The organism is Anabaena sp. PCC 7108 (assembly GCF_000332135.1).
Classification (GTDB): domain Bacteria; phylum Cyanobacteriota; class Cyanobacteriia; order Cyanobacteriales; family Nostocaceae; genus Anabaena.
In genome coordinates, this window is record NZ_KB235896.1 from 841,827 (window position 1) to 864,921 (window position 23,095).

Below are 23,095 nucleotides of genomic sequence, written 5' to 3' on the forward strand. Positions count from 1 at the left end.
GAGTAAATATGGCTACGCAACGCAAGCTGTCACAAATCAAACATATAATTGGCATACTCCGACAACTGCGACGAAGGACACCTTTGGGATGGTTCCAACTAAGTCATGAAAAAAGTCGCTTGCTGGTAGCATTATCGGGTATTGCTTTTGCTGATGTGTTGATGTTTATGCAGCTAGGCTTTCAAACGGCACTATATGACAGCAATACTAGACTGCATCGTAGTTTACAAGCAGATATTATTTTAATTAGTCCCCAAACTCGTAACCTGCAAAGTATGTCTACCTTTTCTCGAAGGCGACTATACCAAGCAATGGATATACCAGGTGTTGAATCAGCAGAAGCAATATATTTCAATGTCATCACCTGGAAGAATCCCCAAACTCGTAGAGAGACAACCGTGTTAGCAATTGGCTTTAATCCTAATCAGCCAGCTTTTGATTTACCGGAAGTTAATCAACAATTACAGGCTATTAAACTACCAGATACAGTCCTATTTGACCGAGGTGCAAGGGGTGATTATCAACAAGCGATCGCAAAAATTGATCAAGGTAAAGTTGTTACTACCGAAATCGACGGTCGCACAATTACTGTCAGTGGTTTATTTAAAATTGGTGCTTCTTTTGGAACGGATGGTAGCTTAATTACTAGTGATCAGAATTTATTGAGGCTAGTTCCCAACCGCCCAGCAAGTAGCGTTAGTCTCGGTTTAGTGAGGGTAAAACCAGGCTATGACTCGCAAAAAGTAGCCGCCAATTTGAGAATTTACCTGAAAGACGATATCCGAGTGCTGACTCATGCAGAATTTATTGAATTTGAGAATAATTTTTGGCGAACTAACTCCCCCATCGGATTTATTTTTAGCTTAGGTGTATCAATGGGGTTTGTGGTCGGGGTGATTATTGTTTATCAAGTCCTTTTCACCGACGTTAATGCCCATTTGCGGGAATATGCGACTTTAAAAGCGATTGGTTATCCTAATTACTATTTATTAACTGTGATATTTGAAGAAGCACTGATTTTGGCTCTATTGGGTTTTATCCCAGGGTTAGCAGTATCCTTGGGGCTTTATCAATTGACCCGAAAAGCTACAAATTTACCTATGTATATGACCATACTTCGTGCCTTACAAGTGTTAATTTTAACGATACTCATGTGTAGCATTTCTGGGGCGATCGCTACTCGTAAGCTTCAAGCTGCTGACCCTGCGGATATGTTTTAAGAAACAGCATTGAGTGCTGAGTATTGAGTGCTGAGTATGGGGAATCAGGTACTAAGGAGTTGAGCCTACAAGAAAAGTTTTAGTCTCAACTCCAGTAAAAATTTTGAATTTTGAATATAGCCAACTCCAGAATTGTTAGATTTCCAGGACAACATCAAGCTGATTTTTTTAATCCAGGGACGGAAACAGTAGCGGGAATAAGTTAGTCTGTTGAGGAACAGCAGCAATAGATTTTTTCATAACTTTATGACTACCAAAGCTCAACCTATCAATCCGCAGAATTGGTTGCACAGTGTTAGCATCATCAACCGTACAAACAAGATTTTCATAGGAATAGTTGCGGCTGTCCCCATAGCTTTAGCATTACCAGCAGAAGCTTTACAAGTACAGGTAATACCAACTAATCCTCAATTGGGGGACACCCTGTCAGTAGTAATTGATGTAGATAGTCAAGAAAATACCGATAAACCCACGGTAACAGTTGGTGAAAAAACATATCCAGCATTTGCAATAGCCCCTAATAAATATCGTGCTTTTATTCCCACAACTCCATTAGAGAAACCTGGAGTCAGAAAATTTCAAGTTTTCGGGGATGGTCAGCAGAGAAACCTAGCTGTACAAGTGCGCGATCGCAAATTTCCCGTTCAACGCATTAATTTACCCCCAGGAAAAGCCGGATTAGAAGCCACAGAACTGGAACTAAAACGCGTAGCAGCTTTCAAAGCCCTACAAACACCCCAAAAATATTGGTATGGTGTCTTCCGCAAACCAAACACTGCTAGGATGACGACAACCTATGGTGTACGTCGTTACTATAATGGTAAATTTGCCAATGATTACTACCATCGTGGTCTTGACTACGCGGGTGCAGCCGGTTCACCCGTAATTGCCCCAGCTAATGGACAAGTTGCTCTAGTAGGTAAAGTAACCGAAGGGTTCCGAGTTCACGGCAATATAGTTGGTATTGACCACGGTCAAGGAGTAACTAGCATTTATATGCATCTGAGTCGCATCAATGTTAAAGAAGGCGATTTCGTCAAAGCTGGTCAAGTAATTGGTGCAATAGGTTCAACAGGTGCTTCTACCGGACCTCATCTGCACTGGGGTCTATATGTAAATGGACAATCTATTGACCCAAAACCCTGGCTAATCAAGGCGATTGATTAATCAGTTCAGAGTAAATCAGTGATAATGATAACTGAGTATGGGTACTAATTGACCTGCGTAGCTTAAATTAAATGGTGAGAGTTATGAGTATTGAAAAAATTGTGGAACAGGCTCTCCAGGATGGTTATCTGACACCAGCAATGGAAGCAGAAGTCGGGCGAATTTGTGATAATGCGTCAGACCTCTCAATTGAAGAGTATATGGCACTGGATCGATTGATGGGTTCATTGTTAACTGGTGAGGTAATAGCAGTACCTCGTAAACAATTTATTAACGTTATGGAAGAGTTGGTACTGACTGAAGTAATCGCTAAAGTAGCAGAAATTGAAGCGACCAGTGAAAGCTCTCTAGATGTTGGGGATATTACTGCTTATGCCCTCAATCGTCTTCCACCCTTATATGCTACTACAGAAGAAGGTGCTAACTATCAACGCAACCGTGCTAAGACTGAACTTCAGGAATTGATTTCTCAGCAAGTCGGTGAGGCTATTGATCGTTACTTAGATCAGCCTAAGTTCTTCCCTGAACGCCAAGCCTTAAGCAAAAATACTGGTAATGAAGTTCTGCATCAAGTCAGTAGCTTACTCCAAGTCCACGCACATAATTTTGAACAGAAATCACAATCTTAGTCATTAGTCAGTCGTCGGTGGCAAAATTAACAACTGACTAAATTCTAAATATTAAATTTTGGATTTTGGAATGCTCTAAATTTAAAATCCAAAATTTAAGTCTTACTATCTTGAAAACAGGTTTATGGCTGTGATAGACCAGTCCTATTGGATTTTTGTACAGGTAGGGTCATCATTATCAATCAGCCGGAAAGATACTAATCACGCACTAATACTGGTGTGCCTAAACTCACCTGGCTATATAACAACCGCACATCAGAATTACGCATCCTTAAGCAACCATGAGATACAGCCGCTCCCAAAAGGTCAACATTAGGCGTTCCATGAAAGCCAATTTCATTTCTTCCATCTGACCAAAAACCAATCCATCTCTCTCCCAAAGGACTATTAGTACCGGCATCAAATACTTCTCCAGTAATTGGATGCCGCCAAATCGGATGGTGTTCCATATGCATGACTTTAAAGTCACCTGTGGGCGTTTCCCACCCTTTCTTTCCTACAGCAATTGGGTAGCTGGCTATAACTTGATCATAGCGATAAACATAAACACGGCGATCGCTTAAATCAACTACCATTTGTGTCTGACTAGTCCCCAGTCCCTGAACAGATTTTGCTTGAGCTACACCCGGAAACAAAAAATTCTTTGGCCGATTTTCCACCTTTTGATTCTGTCTTTCAGGTTCTGGAACCACCAATTTTGTCTTTTTTGGCGTATCCGCAGCACTAGATACATATTTTCTTCCTGCTGTCAACTTAGGATGAGGCTTCGTAGCAGCGGAATTTATTACAGGTGCAGGGACATCTGCCCCTAAAGCAGTTGCCCCAATCCCAATCCCTTCTGAACGACTTTGATTGGAGTCGGTTTGGGGATAAGAATTTTTTCTCAATGTAGTGGATGCAGACTGATTTAACTGCTCTGTTGTTTTCATAACGCGCCAATGGACAGCCAGAGACAAAATTGCTGTGCCAAAACAGAGGAACATTACCATCCGCGCTACAGATTCATTTCTTGCCATTGCCATCGCCTATTGTTTATCCCTGACATATCTGGCTGACTGTACCGATTTTAGGTTTTAGATTGCCGATTTGAGCTTTTTTGGCTATGGTAGCCCTCGCAGCGATAACTATTATACATAGTTATGACTACGTAATAAATCTCAAATTTTTTAGAGCAAGGGAATTCATTTGCAGTGACAATCCAAAATCCAAAATCCAAAATCTAAAATTCAATAACTAATTGACTGCTTAGAGCCAGCAATTAGCAAAAAACTGATAATTTTTTAGCAGTTTTTTCATTCATCTACCAATACTTTCATAGTTTATAGATGCTAGTTTTTGTCAAGCCCTAGTGGTCAGTTGTCAATCTGATTACAATCTTCCCCATAATGGGTAAGTCTCCGTAGGGTTTGTCATTAACCTTGTTTATCTCCTCCTTAGTCCCCTAGTCACCTTGTTTATCTCTCTAGATAATACTTGTTTGCTCATCTCCTAAAGAGTGTCTTTTCTTATATTTCTGTGTTCCGGTCATAAATCCGTCACCTGACTCAGGAACCTCTGACAAATTATCAGGTCTAATAGAAAGGGATTATTTCAAGCCAGTACGATCTATGAGTCAGTCGATTACTGTATCCTGGTCAGCTGTTGATGCAACTTATTCGGAAGCATCGGTGCAAGTTGACAAACTCTCAAATCACGATCTCATTTTGCGCTGTCAAGCAGGATTGCGTCCAGACCGTACTGCCTTTGCAGAACTGTTGCGTCGCTATCAAACCCAAGTCGATAGGGTTTTATATCATCTTGCTCCTGATTGGTCTGACAGAGCTGACTTGGCTCAAGAAGTTTGGATTCGGATTTATCGGAATATCAACCGATTACAAGAACCAGCTAAGTTTCGGGGCTGGTTAAGCCGCATTGCTACTAACTTGTTTTACGACGAGTTGCGTAAACGCAAACGGGTTGTCAGTCCGTTATCACTAGATGCCCCCCGTACGCTAGAAGACGGTGAGATGGATTGGGAAATCGCTGGTGATACTCCAGGCCCTGAGGAAGAACTCACAACTAGAGAATTTTACGAACAATTGCGAGAAGCGATCGCGGATTTACCAGAAGTATTCCGTACTACAATTGTCCTCAGAGAAATTGAGGGCATGGCCTATGAAGAAATTGCCGAAATCACGGGCGTTTCTCTAGGAACTGTGAAGTCGAGAATAGCTAGAGCCAGATCCAGATTGCAAGCCCAGTTGCAAGTTTATCTAGATACCTAAATTTACAATACCTTTCCTCAATTCAATGGCAGAATTTAAGAAATATTAAGAATTTCGGAAAAATTCTCATTTTATCTGCCATTTAAAGGCAAAATTGCTTAAATTCTCAAATTCATCCGCTGTATTTACCCGTGCATGAATTGGTAAAAACGTTAAAATGGATACTGGTTCTCAGTTTTATGACCGTTCCCGTTCCCAACTTCCTCAGGATGTACCAGATGGAATGGATAATCATACCAATGAATCAACGGGTACTATGGATATAGAGAAGCGTGACAGTCTAGGTTACAGCGAAGCTAATCGCTTTGAGTTATTGAGTGCTTATCTCGATGGCGAAGTGACAGCCGCTGAACGCAAGCAAATAGAAACATGGCTCACAAATGATGCCTCAGTCAAATGTCTATATGGGCGACTATTAAAGCTGAGGCAAGGCTTAAAAGCAATACCAGTTCCCGTCCAACAGTCACCAGAAGCGGCCTTCCAGCAAGTGTGGAAACGCTTGCAACGCCGTTCTTACGTAGGTTGGTTGGTTGGTGGCGCAGCTGTAACAGCTTGTGTTATCGGGACAATATCTGGCTTATTTCCAGATACTGCATCCAAAATGCAACTGGCGCAACAGCAAATAAAACCAACAGTAGGAACCACTCAGCCAGCCATGCCGGCTTCACCGCTAATGGTAGCCTTAAATAACCCAGTCATTGAAATTCCCAAAACAGCTGTGGCTTTTCCAAAAAAGCCAGTTAACCCAGTTAGAACTCAACCGACAGACACCGAAACAGGTATTAACTAATCTAATTAACTTTCAGCGTTGAGCAGTCCAGCGACCATCAAGTTGTTGTATGCCTCCTACCTGGTTAATTTTTTCTGGAGTCATTAAATAAACCCAAGCTAAACCCAAGTACAAACCGGTTGGCTCAAAAATCTCTATAGATTGGCGATTGTAAAGGTTATCTGATGTTTTTCGAGTCGGCTGGTAATCTTCTAAATCATCTAATACTGTTAACAGCGTTGAGTCAGTAAAAGAGAGTAAATATCCAGAAACTTTACTCTCCCCCTGTGTCATCGCTGGATATCCCATTGGTAAAGTAAATAGCTGACCATAAGCGATAGCTTTTTTTGCTTTTAAAACATAATTTTTACAGAGGTGATAATTAGCTTCACCGGGTTTGAGAGTACCGTATACAAAAACTCGTAATTCTTCAGAACAATTATAGTATTTAGTCATTATACAAATTTACGAGTTCCCTGTTTTCCACCTTTTTTTTACAGGAAAGTGGAGAATTTTACTGTATATTCTATATATAAGCATATAAAGGGACTCTGGGTGTGAATATGACGGATAACCCCACAATTCAATTTACTTTTGCTGTTGATGACCCAGAATTAGATGATGACAGAAGGCTAAAAATAGCAAGTAAGCTGCTGCCAGAATTGCGTAATTCGGATGAAGTGGAAAAAGTAGATCGCACTGAAGATTTTAACCCAGAAGCAGGAAGTAAGCCAGGTTTTGCCACTTTAGTCGGAGTTCTGACAGCGGAAGTGAGTATAAAAAATATTAAAGGGTTTTTAAGTTTTTTGAGCGATCGCTTGGGAGATAAACCCATAGAACTTACTGTCAAAGTCGGCGATAAAGAAGTCAGCATCAAAGCCAAAAGCCGCCAAGAACTGCTAGAAAGCGAAAAAATAGCACAAAACCTATTAGCCGCAATGGGTGGTGATAATGGCCATACTCAAAACGGTTAGGAACTTTACCTTAATTAAAAAACTAAGTTTTAAGCCTCTCCTCGTTTACGGGGAGAGGTTTGGAGAGGGGTTCCATATTTGGTTAAACTATGAACAGCTTAGAGTATAAAAAAATAGCCTTACTGATTGGAGTCAGCGAGTATGGTGCAGATATCCCACCCCTATCATCTGCACTCAATGATGTAGCGGCTATGGAACGAGTTTTGCAAAACCCCAACTTGGGAAACTTTACCCAGGTAGAACGGCTGCTGAATCCTGATACAGTAGTGATGAGGATGGCAATTCAAAAGCTGTTTAGGAACGCAAGTCAAGAAGACTTATTGTTATTATTTTTTTCTGGACATGGGATTACTAATGATGACAATCACCTTTATTTAGCAACTCGTAATACTTCAAAAGAAGACTTTGAAGCAACCGCTGTAGATGCAAATTTTATTCAAACACAATCAAATTATTGTTATTCTAAACGCCAAGTTCTAATTTTAGATGCTTGTTATAGTGGTGCTTTTGCTAATGGTTGGCACAAAAAAAGTGTCGGTGTAGATATCAAAAAACAATTAGGTGCAGAAGGACGAGTTGTTCTCACATCTTCCAGCGCAACACAAACTTCTTTTGCACAAGAAGGTGCAACACTTTCACTCTATACTCAATATTTAGTTGAGGGAATCGAGACAGGTGCAGCAGATACAGATAATGATGGCAATATTCATGTCCAGGAACTGCACGCTTACGCCAAAACCAAAGTCCAAGCTGTGAAGCCTAACATGACACCAGATATTATTCTGGATAAGGAAGGATACAATATTTTATTGGCCTATGCTCCCAGAAATCCAGAAACAGAGTATCGCAAACTAGTTGAACAATATGCTCAAAATGGTCAACTGAAAAATGTTGCTATTTTAGTTTTAACAGCAAAACGGAAAACTCTGGGAATTACAGATACAAAAGCTGAAGAAATAGAAACGGAAGTTCTTGAACCTTTTCGTAGACGGTTAGCAAATTTGCAAAATTATAAACAACATTTTGCTGAAGAAGTTGAGCAAAAATATCCTCTAGATGCACATACTTTGAAGATATTAAAAGATTATCAGCAAGATGTTTTAGGTTTGAGAGATGAGGATGTAGAATCAATTGAGTTAGAAATTACATCTGTTAAAGAAGCAGAGTATCAAAAACAGCTTCAGATACAAAAGCAGCGAGAAGTGGAAGCATTGCAACGCCAACGAGAGGCACAAGCAGCCGAGCAATTACGTTTGCAGCAAGAAGCAGAAGTGTTGCAACGTCAACGAGATGCGAAAGCAGCAAAGCAATTACGTTTGCAGGAAAAAGCAGAAGTGTTGCAACAGCTTAGATATATTAGATATAAAACGGGCATGGGATGTTCAGAGGGATTTCAAGAGGCGAAGAGGAGTCTAAAGCGAACAAACCGCCAGCGCAAAAATTGAGATTCCTAAATTGTGGATTCTCACCGGCACAGCCTCAAGAAACATCATCTCAGGATTTAGCGGTACAACAAAACCAGATTCCTTACCCGGAATATACCATTTACCAAAATCATTACACACCGCAACTTTGGCTAAAATTGTATAACGTAACTCCGCCCAACCCAAAAAATGACTCGCTTTATACATGACCAATTCGCAAAAGATTATTTAGAAGAATTACTCAAACCATTCGGAGAAGTGCAAGCAGCCAGTCAAGTAGCTGGAGAAATCCGAGAAATAGACGTATTATTTACACCATTTCCCAATCAAACAACCAACGTAGAACTATTAGGATTATTAGGAAAATTAGCCACAACACCAGCTATTTTTGAGCCATTTCGTAACCCAGCATCAACAGAAGAAATCTGTGATTGTCTGCTAAAATCATTAGAAGTCAGAGGTGCATTACGAAGAGCAGCCAAGCGCGAACAAACCAGCAAAACAAAAATAGAGATACCCAAATTATGGATTCTCACCCCCACAGCCTCAAGAAACATCATCTCAGGATTTAGCGGCACAACAGAACCAGATTCCTTACCCGGAATATACCATTTACCAAAATCATTACACACCGCAATTGTCGTCATTCATCAACTACCACAAACTCAAGAAACACTGTGGTTAAGACTTTTAGGTAGAGGCACAGTCCAAAAACGAGCAATTGATGAATTAGCTGCGTTACCATTAAATCAACCTTACGTCAAAATCACCTTAGAACTACTCTATAACCTCCAGAAAAATTTAAAACTCAATCAAAGTTCACAAACAGAAGATCAGGAGTTGATTATGCGATTAGCACCACTTTACCAACAAGACCGAGAACTAGCTAAACAAGAAGGAGAACAACGTCTAATTATCCGTCAATTAAATCGCCGAGTTGGTGAAATCGATTCATCATTAATTCAAAAAGTTCAAGAATTATCTGTTGAAAAACTAGAAGAATTAGGAGAAGCTTTATTAGATTTTAAATCAGTTACAGATTTAGAAACTTGGCTGGTAGATAATTCAATTAATTAGCTGCAAATTACTAATTTTTCTGTACTATCAACAATAGCGATAGCTCTGCCAATTGTATCCTAATTTTCGCTAATTTCTTGAGTGTTGCTGAGGGTGCAGGATGCGATCGCTATGTAGTTGATTTAATTATTTCATTTTCACGGATAATGTGATTATTTTGTTTGAATCAGGATTTATGGATGTGATAGTACCGTAGGTTGGATTAAGCAAAGCTCAACCCCGTCTACTGCTTTATAAATAATTTTCATCTAACAATTGTTCAAGAGTATAGGGACATTCTTCAGGAAAATCAACTTGAAAATTAGTTTTAATTTTAACTTGTTTTAAAGCTTTTTTATAAATATTATTGATTTCCTGTTGAAGATAATTACATAAATTTTTGGTTAGTCTCCCTTCAATTTGATCCCGAAACGTTACCACTTCTGATCGCCAGTGATAAACATTATTTTCATATTCGACTGTCCAATACTGTAACAATAATAAATGTTTAATAATTTGCATTAATAAACTACTAACAGCATTTTTCTTTTCACTACCCAAATCTTCTAACTCCTCAATTAAATTTTCTAAATCTAATTCATTAAATCTTTTTTGCTTCAAAAGATTAATATTTTCTGATAACCATTGTTGATCATCAATCTCATAAAGTTGTTTTAAATTAGTTGCTGATGTCATACATTTTACCTCTAGCAAGTTTAATTATATCACTTAAATTTTACCAAAAAATTTGGAGAAGTTTTGTTAGATTTTACTTGAGTTACAAATTTAGAAACTTGGCTGAGACATAATTCAATAAATTAGCTGCAAATTACTAATTTTTCTGGACTATCAACAATAGCGATAGCTCTGCCAATTGTATCTTAATTTTCGCTAATTTCTTGAGTGTTGCTTGGGGTGGAGGATGCGATCGCTATGTAGTTGATTTAATTATTTCATTTTCACTCTTATGTCTGATATCTATAATTATGCCACAATAGCGAAACTAGGAAAAAACATTAGGAGTTTTTAGTTGTGGAGTCCCCCCAAAAACCGTCATACCAACCAGCCACAATTGAGGAAAAATGGCAAAAAACATGGTTAGAACTCGGCTTAGATAAAACATCTCAAAATCAAAACAAGCCAAAATTCTACGCGCTTTCCATGTTCCCTTACCCATCTGGTAGCTTACACATGGGTCACGTCCGTAACTACACAATCACAGACGTAATTGCCCGCCTCAAAAGAATGCAAGGGTATCGGGTATTACATCCAATGGGTTGGGATGCTTTCGGACTACCCGCAGAAAACGCCGCCATTGATAGAGGTGTACCCCCTGCAAAATGGACATATCAAAATATTGCCCAAATGCGGCAACAATTACAACGTCTGGGTTTATCCTTAGATTGGGAATGCGAAGTTGCTACCTGTTCTCCTGATTATTATAAATGGACACAGTGGATTTTTCTGCAATTTTTACAAGCTGGTTTAGCGTACCAAAGAGAAGCCGCAGTTAATTGGGACCCTATCGACCAAACCGTATTAGCAAACGAACAAGTTGATGACGAAGGACGGTCTTGGCGTAGTGGTGCAATAGTAGAACGTAAGTTATTGCGACAATGGTTTTTCAAGATTACCGACTACGCCGAAGAATTATTAAATGACTTAGATAAACTCACCGGTTGGCCAGAACGAGTTAAATTAATGCAAGCCAACTGGATAGGAAAATCCACAGGTGCATATTTAGAATTTCCTATTGTTGGTGCAGATGAAAAAATCGGCGTTTATACCACTCGTCCTGATACCATTTATGGTGTGAGCTACGTCGTATTAGCCCCAGAACACCCCTTAACTCAAGTTGTTACCACGTCAGAACAAAAAGCAGCCGTAGAAGCCTTTATTAAGGAAGTTAGCAACCAAAGCGAGTTAGAACGAACTGCGGAAGATAAACCAAAACGCGGTATTCCTACAGGTGGAAAAGTCGTGAATCCCTTCACTGGGGAAGAAGTACCCGTATGGATTGCAGATTATGTTCTCTATGAATATGGTACAGGTGCGGTGATGGGTGTACCAGCCCATGATGTGCGAGATTTCAAGTTTGCCAAAGAACAAAATTTAGCAATTAAAGTTGTAATTGTCCCGGAAATTGGTGCAGAAGAAACTTTAAAATCAGCCTATACAGAAGCGGGAATTTTAGTTAATTCCGGTGACTTCAATGGCATGAATTCTGTAGATGCGAAAAAAGCCATTATCGAATTTGCAGAAAAACAAAATTTTGGTAAATTAAGAATACAATATCGCCTCAGAGATTGGTTGATTTCTCGACAACGTTATTGGGGCGCACCTATCCCTGTAATTCATTGTCCTAATTGTGGAATTGTACCTGTACCTGACAAAGATTTACCTGTACAATTACCAGAAGAAATTGAATTAAGTGGACGTGGTGGTTCACCTTTAGCACAATTAGAAAGTTGGGTAAATGTACCTTGTCCAACCTGCGGTACTCCAGCAAAAAGAGAAACCGACACAATGGATACTTTTATTGATTCTTCTTGGTATTACTTGCGGTTTACTGATGCTAAAAATGAAAATCAGGTTTTCGATTTTAATAAAGTAAATGATTGGATGCCAGTAGATCAATATGTGGGGGGAATTGAACACGCAATTTTACATTTATTGTATTCGCGTTTCTTCACCAAAGTATTGAGAGATAGAGGTTTATTTAACTTTGATGAACCATTTCAACGTCTATTAACTCAGGGAATGGTACAGGGTTTAACTTACATGAACCCAAATAAAGGTGGTAAGGATAAATGGATTCCTTCTAATTTAGTTGATGCTAATAATCCTGTAGATCCGCAAACTGGAGAACCTTTACAACGTCTTTATGCTACCATGTCCAAATCAAAAGGAAATGGTGTTGCACCGGAAGATGTGATTAATAAATATGGCATAGATACGGCGCGGATGTTCATTTTATTTAAAGCACCTCCAGAAAAAGATTTAGAATGGGATGAGGCTGATGTTGAGGGACAATTTCGCTTTTTAAATCGGGTTTGGCGGTTGGTGACAGATTACGCTGCGGCGGGAGTTTGTAAGCAAAAAGCGGAAGTTGATAAGTTAAATAAAGCGGAAAAAGATTTGCGTCGGGCGATTCATTTAGCTATTCAAGCAATTACGGAAGATGTAGAAGATGAATATCAATTCAATACTGCAATTTCCGAATTGATGAAGTTAAGTAATGCCATGAATGATGCTGATTGTCATAATTCTCCAATTTACGCGGAAGGGATTCTAACTTTGGTGATTATGTTAGCGCCTTTTGCACCTCATATTGCTGATGAATTATGGCATTTGTTGGGGAATAAGGGGACGGTACATACTCAAGTTTGGCCGAGTTTTGATCCTGCGGCTTTGATAGCTGATGAAATTACTTTGGTAATTCAAATTATGGGTAAAACTCGCGGTTCTATTCAAGTTCCTTCGCAGTTAGATAAAGCTGGGTTGGAGAAATATGCGCGGGAGTCGGAGGTTGCACAGCGTTATATTGAAGGGAAGGAAATTAAAAAGGTAATTGTCGTTCCTGGTAAGTTGGTGAATTTCGTTTTGGGTTAATTTCAGGAAACATAACCTATTATAGTCGGCTTAAGCCGACTTTGATTATTAGACTGGGAATTAATTCCCAGTTATTGCGTTTTGATAATTCATTCTCGCACAGTCTTGAAAATCCCATTCACATCAATCATTATCCCCAATTCCGCCTCAGAATGAATTCTGAGTCTAATAGCAAAAGTCAGCTAAAGCTGACTAAATATAAACTACATATAAAATTTTTGAGGTGGATCATCATCTTGATTAAAATCTTCTAAAGACTTAATTATTGTACCCTGTGCATGATGTTCCTTTTGATTTTTCACATAAATAACAGCTTGTTCAAGTTGCTTTCTCCCTAACGAAAAAACACCATAACCTCTTTGCCAACCAAACATATCTTCTACAGAAAATACATTATTAATATAATGAGTGCTGCTACCTTTTATTTTTTGCACAAATTCAGATATGGAAATTTTGGGAGGAATAGAAGCTACTATATGAATATGATTTTCTGTACCATTAATAGCATGAATAATGGTTTCAAGTTCATCGGCTTTGCTAATAATATAACTGTAAATTTTCGGTTCTCTCTCATTGGTAATTAATAACTGACGCTCTTTTGTAGCCCACACCAAATGATAATACAATCTCCACAAAGCCATAATGTAATCTATTTATGATTTTCAAGGTTTTCATAATTATCTCTATAATTATATACCAATATTAAATAATTTATAGTATGATATAGTAAAAAGCTTCAACCACTATATTAATTTATGCACATACAAAGAATCCAAGTACCTGATTTTCGGGTTTTAAAAAACGTAGATATTAGTTTTGAGAAGGAATTTAATCCGCGTATTTTTCCCCTTGGTAGTCAAAATGGAGGGGGGAAAAGTACGTTGTTACAGTTGATTTTTGTTTTGTTGCACTGTGCTGGTAATCCTGATAGAGTGGAGTTTATTCAAAATTTACTACATGATTTTCATGTTAATGATGAATCTGGTAAAAGAACATCAGCAATTATTGATATTTGGGATGGAAGTAAAAATGTAAAATTAGATTTTTTTGCTTGTAATGAGAGCTATATTTTGAATTTCTTGAGAGAAAATGATGAAATTGAAGCAGCTAAATATAAAACTTTGTCTGTTATTGATACTAATGAAATAGAAGGTTCAATAACTAAATTAACCCGTCCAAAATCTCAAATGTCTATATTAATTGATTTTTTCAAAAAAAGTCATTCATTGCTTATCTTTACATATAAAAATATCTCTATTAATCACGATGAAACTAAAGAAGAATATCTAGTATGTAAAATTGATGGTATTGATATAAATGAAGCAGATGAGTTTTTAACAACTATCTCAAATAATATATTTTTAACTTCTCATATTTCGCAAATATTCCTCTTTTTACAACCAGATAACAGGAAATCTCTATTTAAAAAACAGGAAAATAATCAAACTAACTATTACCAACAAATTAAAACAGCTAATTCTAAATTACCAGGATTTTTTACCTATGACTTCCTAGCAATAGATATCCTAATTGAAGCATTCAAAAAAGCACGGGATGAAGATTTTAAGCAAGCTGTAGAACAAGGGGGAAATTATGGTAACAATTATGTAAAACTATTAGCTGAACTGAATAATCTTTTAAGTAACAAGAGAATTAATGTACAACCTGATTTATCTGGAATTAATTTTAGAATTGATGGTGATGAAACAGAACTTTATCCAGAAGATTTAAGTCATGGAGAATTAAAAAGATTATGTATATATATGTGGCTAAAACATAATAATATAGAAGATGCAATTGTACTGATGGATGAACTAGAAATATCATTTCATCCAGATTGGCAATATCAAATAGTCAGAGATTTAGAAGAATGGGGTGCGACTAATCAATATATTCTCGCAACTCATTCCTATGAAATTTGTCAAGCAGTTACACCTGCTCATGTTAAGGAATTAGAACCAAAATTACAAGCAAAAACAATTAAATAATCAATGTCAAATAGAATATGAGTTTAAGTGAAACTGAACTAAAAGAACATTGTTTAAATATTATTAAATCTGCGAGGATCAGAAATAAAATAGTTATTCTCTGTGAAGGTATTATTTCCGAAGTACAAGGAAGACGTTCACCGCAATTATACAAGCAAATGGAACAGATGCCAGATGCTAATTTTTATAATGCTTGTGTACCGATGTGGTGGAAAGAATATAGACCGCAATTTTTCAATTGTGGTAATAGAAATGATGTGTTAAATACATATTTTAAAGTTTTAGATTTGCATAGTGTTGATAGTAGTCAATCATTTTTAAATCCTGATCTACTTTTTGCTATTGTAGATTTAGATGTCCAATTTGCTGAAATTAGGGAAAATTACAATTTTCAAAATACAGAAGATATTTTTTATAGTCTTTATCATCAAGGAAATATCAATGAATCTAACACAAACCATCATCGTATTTGGGTGACTGGTTTAATTCATAAAGAGGGTTATTTTTTATCACCTGGTATTCAGGAAGTTTTTGATAATCATTATGTGACTCCATTATATAAAGAAAATGCTGTGAATTTAGCAAATATTTATATAGATATGGTTAATGATTTGACTAATGATAAGGATTTACAAATTCATTGGTCAAGAGTCATTCAGAGAATTAATTATTTTGCTAATTTAGATAGTATGGAAATAGATAAATTTCAATATTCATGGAATCAAGAGTATTGTAATTATCAAAGTTTAGATGATAAGAATAAATTAATCAATGCTTTATTAATGTTAGTGAAATCTAAGGAATATTGGCGGCAGATTTTACCGGATGATAATTGGCCTCATTCACCGTATAAATTTAGAGAACAATTATCTCTAGAAATTGGTAAATTTTATTCAAAACAAGATTGTATTGTTGAAAATCATATTCCTTTTTTCTTTAATACACTATACAAATTAATTGAAGAATAAACTATTTTGTAGGTTGGGTTAAATGAAATGCAACCCAACTTATGTATTCTTGCTCGTTAATGTTGGGTTTCCTTACGTCAACCCAACCTACGGACTATAATAGATAAATAACAGATATCCTTAATTAGCATTATGACTACAGGGAAGTCATTCCCAGGCGTGTTATTGTGTTTCGACTGGCTTAAAAATTCCACTGATATCCACATCCAATCCTCTAATCATTCCCAAGTCCGCCTCAGAATGAATTCTGAGGCTAATAGCAAAAGTTAGCTAAAGCTGACTAAATATAGATTACATATAAAATTTTTGCGGTGGATTATCATCTTGATTAAAATCTTCTAAAGACTTAATTATTGTACCTTGTGCATGATGTTCCTTTTGATTTTTCACATAAATAACAGCTTCTTCAAGTTGCTTTCTCCCTAACGAAAAAACACCATAACCTCTTTGCCAAGCAAATATATCTTCTCCAGAAGATACATTATTAATATAATGAGTGCTGCTACCTTTAATTTTTTGTACCAACTCAGAAATAGAAATCTTTGGAGGAATAGAAGCCACTACATGAATGTGGTTCTCTGTACCGTTAATAGCATGAATAATTGTCTTCAGTTCATCAGCTTTACTAATAATGTAAGCATAAAGCTTCTCTTCGCGTTCATCGATAATTAGTGACTGACGCTCTTTTGTTGTCCAAACAAGATGATAATAAAGTCTCCACAAAGCTATAATAAATCCTATTAATAATTAATTATGTTTTCATGTTTATTATTCCCGCAATTATTAAAAAAAATAGTCGGCTTAAGCCGACTATAGTTATTAGCCTGGGAATTGATTCCCAGACTGTAGTTTAAACAGATTAAACAATCGAAAAATCGGATTTAATAATCAAGTCATTGTAATCAAAATCGCCACCATTTGGTAAATCTTCAAATCCGAAAGTGTTATCTCCTAACAAACGAATGTGATCTACTCCATCAGAATTCACTCCCAAATATGGGAAATAAACTTGAGGATTATTATCGACGTTAGTATCAGTTAATTGGGAAAGAGTACCATTGATAATGATCAAAGGAGCAAGTATTGAACCACCTGCAATCATCGCACTATTTGTAAATAAACCTTGGTTAGCAACAGCAAATTTGATTGTTTCACCAGTATCTGCATCTTTAATCAGATTGTTGATTGCAGCTTGCAGATAATTTGCTTGATTAGCTGTATTTACTTGCAGACTGCCAATTTGTCCTTGAGCATTATCTACCTTATAAAAGTAGACTTCATTATTGAATGCAGCTTCTCGATAAACAGAGAAATCTGCTTTTACTAGACCGGATATACCTGTTAAATCAATGAGTTCTGATTGATTTATCCCTTGCAGTGCAGTACCTAAAGTTAAGGGTTCATTTGTGGACTCAATCTTAACTACTAGATCCTTAAAGTCTGCAACATTAGATCCTTCTTCCCAAGCAATTGTAAAACCATCAGCATTGCTTGTGATTTGTTGAGTTGAGGTTTCAGCAAATAAAACGTTGGTACTTGGAGTGAGTCCGGCTCTAAAGGAATCAATTGTACCGTCTTTGACTAAAAAGAAGTTCAGGTGATCACCAGAATCAAATCCTAGCAAACGAGCTAAATCGATAGTATTGAACCCATTAGGAATATTGGAAATGGCGGAGAAAATAGCTTTACCTTGGTCTTTTACTCGGTCTAAAGCTGCTTGTTCATAACCTTGTTCCCCTGGAGCAATACCGTCGATTTTACCTTCGGCATCGTCAACAGTAAAGACACCCAATTCACTAATAAAATTGGAATTGCGTTCTATTAGAGTTACTTTGAGTCTGACTGTGTCATCAATACCTTTGATGGTAAAGATGTTGTTGTTATTAACAACAGCTAGTGAAATGTCATCGTCAGTAATAGTTCCCTGGGCTGTGCTGTTTGTGGAACTTATAACCGCACCATCTGTAGCATTACTTAAAGTGACAGTAAACGTCTCATCTTCTTCCACAATGGCATCTTGAATTGTGGCTACAGTGAAAGTTTTCTCGGTTTCACCAACTGCAAAAGTCAGAGTTTGAGTATTAGCAGTAAAGTCAGCAGCACTTGCTGTATCCCCAGTACTGATAGACGTGGCTACAGTCACACTTTGAGGAGTTAAGTTATCCCTTGAACGAGTCACAGTGAAAGTAACATCACTTCCTTCTAATCCCTCAGCAGAAGTAATGCTAAATTCAGCCGGTGTATCATCGTCGGTAATAGTTCCTTGGGCTGTGCTGTTTGTGGAACTTATAACTGCACCATCTGTAGCATTACTTAAAGTGACAGTAAACGTCTCATTGTCTTCCACAATGTCATCTTGAATTGTGGCTACAGTGAAAGTTTTCTCGGTTTCACCTGCTGCAAAAGTCAGAGTTTGAGTGTTAGCAGTAAAGTCAGCAGCACTTGCTGTATCCCCAGTAGCAATAGAAGTGGCTACGGTAACACTTTGATCACCCAGTGCATCTCCTGTACGAGTTACTGTGAAAGTAACATCACTGCCCTCTAATGCAGAAGCCGCAGCGATCGCAAATACAGGGATAGGATCATCATTGTTAATAGTTCCTTGCACTGTATCTTGTGTATCATCGATGATTGCCCCATTAGTGGCATTACTTAAGGTGACAGTGAAAGTTTCATCACCCTCGAATAAGACATCTTCAGTAGTTTGAACAGCAAAGGTTTTCTCGGTTTCACCTGCTGCAAAAGTCAGAGTTTGAGTGTTAGCAGTAAAGTCAGCAGCACTTGCTGTATCGTCAGTAGCAATAGAAGTTGCGACAGTCACACTTTGATCAGCCTGGGCATCTCCTGTACGAGTAACAGTAAAGCTGATAACATCTCCTTCTAGTCCTTCAGCAGCAGCAATGCTAAACACAGGGGCAGGATCATTATTGGTGATAGTTCCTGTAGCTGTGGCAGAACTAATCACCGACCCATTAGTGGCATTACTTAAGGTGACAGTGAAAGTCTCATCACCCTCAAATAAGACATCTTCAGTAGTTTGAACAGCAAAGGTTTTTTGGGTTTCTCCCTGGGCAAAACTCAGAGTTTCGGTTTTAGCAGTGAAGTCAGCAGCACTTGCTGTATTACCTGTAGCTATAGATGTGGATACAGTAACTGTTTGGGCAGCCAATATATCATCAGTGCGGGTAATAGTGAAAGTAATAGCATTACCTTCAACTGCTGAAGCATCAGTAATTGAGAAAACGGGAACTATAAAGCCGAAGTCATCTGCTGTCAGAGTATTGGCTTGAACATTTCTTAAAATGCCTAACTCTTTTGGAGAACCATTGATATTAGCTTTAATGCTTGTATCAGCCCCAACTTGCTCTAAGATCAGGTCTGCAAAATCTTGAACTTCAGGGATACCAGCAATTACAACCTTATCATCACCCTTCGTAAAATCTAAGACTTCACCAGGTACATCTGGGACTGAACCGTTGCCAAGATAAAAGAGGTCTAATCCAGCACCCCCAGTCATCTGAGTACCTTGTTTACCAGCAAACAGCGAATCATTACCAGCATCACCAAATAAGCTATCGCTTGCTAGTGTCCCAATCAGAATATCATCGCCATCACCACCCTCTAGGGTGTTGCTACCTGTTGTGCTGGATGTGTTGAGTAGATCATCTCCAGCACCACCTCTGAGGGTGTTATTGCTACCTTCTATGACAAATAGTTGATCATTTCCATCATCACCATCAAGGGTATTGTTCTCACCTTCAACTACATAAAGTTGATCATCTCCAGCGCCACCTTTCAGAGTGTTCTTGACACCTTCAACTACATAAAGTTGATCATCATCATCACCACCATCAAGGATATTCTCGCCCAAAATGCCTTCAGCAAATAAGCGATCATTTCCTTCCAGTCCTTGGATTTCCTCACCCTGTTGAGCATATAACTCATCGTTACCCGCAGTACCCAATGTGAGGAGAATATTATTAGGTAATTCAATAATCCCTAGTTTTTCAGGAGTTGTTGTGCCGGCAACATTGAAGTCATTATCATTAATCACAGCCAGAGTATTGGGTGAAACTAATGCTAAACCCTCTAACTTTTCAACACCTGTATAACCTATTTGTGCGGCATTAACAATTAAACTCTTACTGACTGGAGTAATATTAGCAGTAGTTAACTCCGCCTCAGTTAGTTGTTCAATTGTCTTATCTGCTGGCAACGTAAAGTTAGCAGAATTATTGATATTAGTTGCCCCTGCTAAATCAATTTGGTAAATAAGTTTGTTAGAAGTTTCATCACTTCTGTCATCCCGTTCTACAACTGCAAACTTACCATTACCTAAAGAAACAGCATCACCGATTTTATCAGTTTTGGCATTACCACTGCCTGTAATATCATCGAGAAGATAGAGATACTCACCAGTAACTTGTTGAGATACTATATCAAATTCCAGAATTCGCAAATTACGAGAATTTCTAGAAGTTGTATCTCCAGAACTATCAGGGTTATCAATGGGGGTCTGAATAAAAGCATAAAGCTTATTACCTTCCAAAGCTACAGCTTCAAAACCCCGGTTAGCACGTCTTTGGGCGTAAACCGCTGGTAATACCTCAGTTCCAAAAGTTCCTGCCGGTTGATCTGGGTCTGTTGCTGCTGCTGTTCCTTCGGGAATAAAACGGTCAAGTAACTTCCCATTCACATCAAAATGGTAAATCGCCGGACGGTATTCATCAACTAGCCAATAGTCACCATTTTCGGCAATAACAATACCCTCTAAATCAGCACCCAAAGTATCGTTAGGTAAGACTTGACCATTTAAATCCACACCAATTTCATCAGTGTAAGCAGTACCACCTTCCCCAGCTTGTACATTGGGAAGTCCAGTTAATGGGGTTGTACCATCTTCACGAAATAACCCAGTTCTCTTAGTGATAGTGATTTCACCAGTAGTTTGATTAAGTTCAAAACTAACTATTTCTGGTTGGAAATCGGGTAATAAAAACGGTCTATTTTGACCAGTGGGTTCACCATTAGGACCACGGTCAGTATTAGTCACAAATTGCAGATTTCCGTTTGCTGCTACTCCTTGGAAATACAAACCAGAAAAACCACCTAAAAAGATATCCTGACCTGTGGTAGTTGTTCCTAATTTGGGTAAGTCTTCAAATTCATAAGTAGTTAACTTCGGCTGGGGAGCTATTTCATAAAAGCTAACAGTATTACTAACTTCATTAGAAACAGCTAGTAGTGGTTTAGCATTAGGACTATCTTCCGCAGAGATGAATTTTAAGCCTTCAGGACTAACATCACCCTCAGTTCTAATATACTGAATAAACTCAGGTGCAGTTGGGTCACTGAGGTTATAAACCATTACCCCACCACCAGCACGTTCTAAGCCGATGAATCCATAAGGGACATCATCAATAACACCAACAACTGCACTTTCTGGTTCAGGTCCTTTGTTATCCGAACGAGTATCAACATCGTCAGGAGAAGCATTATTAGCATTAAAAAGTGTCGGTGTTGCTTGAGCTAAAATTTGTTCAATTTGGTCGCCACTGTCGAATACTAATTGACCTTGATCATTCCAAATTGAGAAAGAACGACCACCGTAAGCATAAAGTTGATCAAAATCACCATCTCCGTCCGTATCTCCCAGAGTCTTGGTAATGGTGAGACGACCTAAATTTTCATCAGCTTGTAATTCAGCAGCATTAGGGAAAGCGGTTGGATCAAGTATGACATCCTTAACTCTTGTTTCTTCATTGAAGATATCACCTTCTCCATTATTAGGAGCAGGTAAAATATCATCACCAGTGGGACGAACACGGGAATCTCCTTCATTTGCAGTGATGTAATAGGTTGCACCACCAACTTGAAAAGAGCTAATCCCATCGGGTTGATACATCCCAAAAACAGGCCAATTTTGGATGTTAATACCATTATCTCTATCACTGGCATCTAGACCATTTCCAGGTAAACTATGGTCTTTGAAACCCAAAGGGACAATGTCGTTAATAGTTCCGCTGGCGATATCAAGAACAGCAACCGCATTATTTTCTTGGAGAGTGATAAAAGCAGTTTGATTATCAGGTGAAACTGCAATATACTCTGGTTCTAAATCTTGAGCAACACTAGCATTAAGCCCAAAAATCCTCACGCCATCTGCTTTTACAGTGGCTTCTTGTCCATTAAATGCCGTGAAATCAGCAGTTGTAACTTTACTGTTATCTAAACTGGCAATATCTCCAGAAACATCAATAATACTAACTGAACCTTCTGGATCAACAGTATAATCTTCATTTGGTTCTCCTTCATTAGCAACAAGTAATTTGCTACCATCGGGAGTGAAAGTGATCATGTCAGGTAAAGCGCCTACTGTCACTTCTGAAAGTTTAGTGAGAGTAACAGCATCATAAAAAACCACTTTACCAGGGTCGGTACTCATATTAGCGGAAATAGCCACTGCAATAATGCTATTTGCAGTTCCTACTCCTTTTCTGACTGCGACACTTTGAACTCCTGAACCTAAGCTAGAAAGATCAATGTCAGTAACTTTAGTAGGGTTGGTTGGATCAGAAGCATCAATTACTTGAATAACTGGTTTATCTTCAGATACTCCAGTTACAAACAGCCGTTGAGACTTGGGGTCAAAATCAGAAATTTCTGCACCGCTTAAGCTAACAGTGCCAATATGGTTAAGTTGAATTGAATTTGTCATTTTTATATTTGCAATTAGAAGTTTATCGTCGCTGGTTAAATCAATCAGAGAAATCTGATCACCAAAAAATGGTATTTGCGGTGAATTAGCCGGAAATTCCACACATATCATACCGTCTCTGGTATTTACCAAGGTAGGGATCAAGTAATTTCATCAGTAGTTATTTTACGGTTATGATGTAGTTGGTATTAAATATGATCAGCTAGACTAAGTTATCTCAGTTTTATTAAGGAATAACTAGCTAAAGGTTAAGAATTGCGGTTTTTTGGTTTTTCTTAGAGAAAATCAGGTCAAAAATCATTGAAA

General features: G+C 37.9%; 18 protein-coding genes. 11 read left to right on the forward strand and 7 right to left on the reverse strand.

The features are described from left to right. Window positions 1-8: 8 nt before the first annotated feature. The 3 genes from devC to ANA7108_RS0104530 all read left to right on the forward strand — a co-directional run bounded on the left by devC (window position 9) and on the right by ANA7108_RS0104530 (window position 3,016). Entirely contained in the window at window positions 9-1,220 is a 1,212-nt protein-coding gene (devC, locus tag ANA7108_RS0104520; protein ID WP_016949579.1) for an ABC transporter permease DevC, read from the forward strand. A gap of 246 nt (window positions 1,221-1,466) precedes the next feature. After that, the gene (locus tag ANA7108_RS0104525; protein ID WP_016949580.1) at window positions 1,467-2,387 is read left to right on the forward strand and encodes a M23 family metallopeptidase; all 921 of its coding nucleotides are present in this window, start codon (window positions 1,467-1,469) and stop codon (window positions 2,385-2,387) included. Window positions 2,388-2,470: 83 nt separating this feature from the next. Then, on the forward strand, window positions 2,471-3,016 hold the full coding sequence (locus ANA7108_RS0104530; protein WP_016949581.1) for a late competence development ComFB family protein: 546 nt from the start codon (window positions 2,471-2,473) through the stop codon (window positions 3,014-3,016). Window positions 3,017-3,213: 197 nt separating this feature from the next. Here ANA7108_RS0104530 and ANA7108_RS0104535 read toward each other — a convergent pair whose 3' ends face one another. Continuing rightward, window positions 3,214-4,038 carry a L,D-transpeptidase gene (locus ANA7108_RS0104535; protein WP_016949582.1) on the reverse strand — a complete coding sequence of 275 codons (825 nt, stop codon included), beginning with the start codon at window positions 4,036-4,038 and terminating at the stop codon, window positions 3,214-3,216. 585 nt (window positions 4,039-4,623) lie between these two features. Here ANA7108_RS0104535 and ANA7108_RS0104540 point away from each other — a divergent pair. After that, window positions 4,624-5,280 (forward strand): sigma-70 family RNA polymerase sigma factor, encoded by a 657-nt coding sequence (locus ANA7108_RS0104540; protein ID WP_016949583.1) that lies wholly within the window; start codon window positions 4,624-4,626, stop codon window positions 5,278-5,280. Between the two features lie 157 nt (window positions 5,281-5,437). Then, window positions 5,438-6,070 carry an anti-sigma factor gene (locus tag ANA7108_RS0104545; protein ID WP_016949584.1) on the forward strand — a complete coding sequence of 211 codons (633 nt, stop codon included), beginning with the start codon at window positions 5,438-5,440 and terminating at the stop codon, window positions 6,068-6,070. Window positions 6,071-6,082: 12 nt separating this feature from the next. Here the strand turns inward: ANA7108_RS0104545 and ANA7108_RS0104550 are convergent, their stop codons facing one another. Further along, on the reverse strand, window positions 6,083-6,505 hold the full coding sequence (locus ANA7108_RS0104550; RefSeq protein WP_016949585.1) for a gamma-glutamylcyclotransferase: 423 nt from the start codon (window positions 6,503-6,505) through the stop codon (window positions 6,083-6,085). A gap of 107 nt (window positions 6,506-6,612) precedes the next feature. On the opposite strand from ANA7108_RS0104550, the gene ANA7108_RS0104555 reads away from it, so the two are divergent. Both ANA7108_RS0104555 and ANA7108_RS26765 read left to right on the forward strand, forming a co-directional pair. Then, window positions 6,613-7,023: a hypothetical protein gene (locus ANA7108_RS0104555; RefSeq protein ID WP_016949586.1), complete on the forward strand. Its 411-nt coding sequence runs from the start codon at window positions 6,613-6,615 to the stop codon at window positions 7,021-7,023. Between the two features lie 89 nt (window positions 7,024-7,112). Beyond that, window positions 7,113-8,468, forward strand: coding sequence for a caspase domain-containing protein (locus ANA7108_RS26765; RefSeq protein WP_016949587.1), 1,356 nt, complete (start codon window positions 7,113-7,115; stop codon window positions 8,466-8,468). On the opposite strand, the gene ANA7108_RS29465 is transcribed toward ANA7108_RS26765, so the two are convergent. After that, window positions 8,436-8,654 (reverse strand): hypothetical protein, encoded by a 219-nt coding sequence (locus ANA7108_RS29465; RefSeq protein WP_144052350.1) that lies wholly within the window; start codon window positions 8,652-8,654, stop codon window positions 8,436-8,438. The genes ANA7108_RS26765 and ANA7108_RS29465 overlap by 33 nt on opposite strands. Between ANA7108_RS29465 and ANA7108_RS0104565 the strand changes: the two genes are divergently transcribed. After that, entirely contained in the window at window positions 8,637-9,524 is an 888-nt protein-coding gene (locus ANA7108_RS0104565; protein ID WP_016949588.1) for a DUF4351 domain-containing protein, read from the forward strand. The genes ANA7108_RS29465 and ANA7108_RS0104565 overlap by 18 nt on opposite strands. 231 nt (window positions 9,525-9,755) lie before the next feature. On the opposite strand, the gene ANA7108_RS0104570 is transcribed toward ANA7108_RS0104565, so the two are convergent. Further along, window positions 9,756-10,199: a DUF29 domain-containing protein gene (locus ANA7108_RS0104570; protein WP_016949589.1), complete on the reverse strand. Its 444-nt coding sequence runs from the start codon at window positions 10,197-10,199 to the stop codon at window positions 9,756-9,758. Window positions 10,200-10,535: 336 nt separating this feature from the next. Between ANA7108_RS0104570 and leuS the strand changes: the two genes are divergently transcribed. Beyond that, a complete protein-coding gene (leuS, locus tag ANA7108_RS0104575) occupies window positions 10,536-13,115 on the forward strand; it encodes a leucine--tRNA ligase (protein ID WP_016949590.1) in 2,580 nt (859 codons plus the stop codon). A gap of 203 nt (window positions 13,116-13,318) precedes the next feature. Here leuS and tnpA (ANA7108_RS0104580) read toward each other — a convergent pair whose 3' ends face one another. After that, complete coding sequence (gene tnpA / locus ANA7108_RS0104580; protein WP_016949591.1) at window positions 13,319-13,756, reverse strand: IS200/IS605 family transposase; 438 nt, start codon at window positions 13,754-13,756, stop codon at window positions 13,319-13,321. Window positions 13,757-13,870: 114 nt separating this feature from the next. Here tnpA (ANA7108_RS0104580) and ANA7108_RS0104585 point away from each other — a divergent pair, with 114 nt between their 5' ends. Next, on the forward strand, window positions 13,871-15,103 hold the full coding sequence (locus ANA7108_RS0104585) for an AAA family ATPase (RefSeq protein ID WP_016949592.1): 1,233 nt from the start codon (window positions 13,871-13,873) through the stop codon (window positions 15,101-15,103). Between the two features lie 17 nt (window positions 15,104-15,120). After that, window positions 15,121-16,071 (forward strand): hypothetical protein, encoded by a 951-nt coding sequence (locus ANA7108_RS0104590; protein ID WP_016949593.1) that lies wholly within the window; start codon window positions 15,121-15,123, stop codon window positions 16,069-16,071. A 291-nt stretch (window positions 16,072-16,362) separates the two neighbouring features. On the opposite strand, the gene tnpA (ANA7108_RS0104595) is transcribed toward ANA7108_RS0104590, so the two are convergent. Both tnpA (ANA7108_RS0104595) and ANA7108_RS0104600 read right to left on the reverse strand, forming a co-directional pair. Continuing rightward, the gene (gene tnpA / locus ANA7108_RS0104595; RefSeq protein ID WP_026103982.1) at window positions 16,363-16,800 is read right to left on the reverse strand and encodes an IS200/IS605 family transposase; all 438 of its coding nucleotides are present in this window, start codon (window positions 16,798-16,800) and stop codon (window positions 16,363-16,365) included. 130 nt (window positions 16,801-16,930) lie between these two features. Then, window positions 16,931-22,789, reverse strand: a complete 5,859-nt coding sequence (locus tag ANA7108_RS0104600) for a choice-of-anchor I family protein (RefSeq protein WP_042490794.1) — start codon at window positions 22,787-22,789, stop codon at window positions 16,931-16,933. Window positions 22,790-23,095: the final 306 nt, after the last annotated feature.

Coding starts and splice junctions, on each gene's coding strand:
- devC (WP_016949579.1), top strand. CDS start 9: ATGGCTACGCAACGCAAGCTGTCACAAATCAAACATATAATTGGCATA.
- ANA7108_RS0104525 (WP_016949580.1), top strand. CDS start 1,467: ATGACTACCAAAGCTCAACCTATCAATCCGCAGAATTGGTTGCACAGT.
- ANA7108_RS0104530 (WP_016949581.1), top strand. CDS start 2,471: ATGAGTATTGAAAAAATTGTGGAACAGGCTCTCCAGGATGGTTATCTG.
- ANA7108_RS0104535 (WP_016949582.1), bottom strand. CDS start 4,038: ATGGCAATGGCAAGAAATGAATCTGTAGCGCGGATGGTAATGTTCCTC.
- ANA7108_RS0104540 (WP_016949583.1), top strand. CDS start 4,624: ATGAGTCAGTCGATTACTGTATCCTGGTCAGCTGTTGATGCAACTTAT.
- ANA7108_RS0104545 (WP_016949584.1), top strand. CDS start 5,438: ATGGATACTGGTTCTCAGTTTTATGACCGTTCCCGTTCCCAACTTCCT.
- ANA7108_RS0104550 (WP_016949585.1), bottom strand. CDS start 6,505: ATGACTAAATACTATAATTGTTCTGAAGAATTACGAGTTTTTGTATAC.
- ANA7108_RS0104555 (WP_016949586.1), top strand. CDS start 6,613: ATGACGGATAACCCCACAATTCAATTTACTTTTGCTGTTGATGACCCA.
- ANA7108_RS26765 (WP_016949587.1), top strand. CDS start 7,113: ATGAACAGCTTAGAGTATAAAAAAATAGCCTTACTGATTGGAGTCAGC.
- ANA7108_RS0104565 (WP_016949588.1), top strand. CDS start 8,637: ATGACTCGCTTTATACATGACCAATTCGCAAAAGATTATTTAGAAGAA.
- ANA7108_RS29465 (WP_144052350.1), bottom strand. CDS start 8,654: ATGTATAAAGCGAGTCATTTTTTGGGTTGGGCGGAGTTACGTTATACA.
- ANA7108_RS0104570 (WP_016949589.1), bottom strand. CDS start 10,199: ATGACATCAGCAACTAATTTAAAACAACTTTATGAGATTGATGATCAA.
- tnpA (WP_016949591.1), bottom strand. CDS start 13,756: ATGGCTTTGTGGAGATTGTATTATCATTTGGTGTGGGCTACAAAAGAG.
- ANA7108_RS0104585 (WP_016949592.1), top strand. CDS start 13,871: ATGCACATACAAAGAATCCAAGTACCTGATTTTCGGGTTTTAAAAAAC.
- ANA7108_RS0104590 (WP_016949593.1), top strand. CDS start 15,121: ATGAGTTTAAGTGAAACTGAACTAAAAGAACATTGTTTAAATATTATT.
- ANA7108_RS0104600 (WP_042490794.1), bottom strand. CDS start 22,789: ATGACAAATTCAATTCAACTTAACCATATTGGCACTGTTAGCTTAAGC.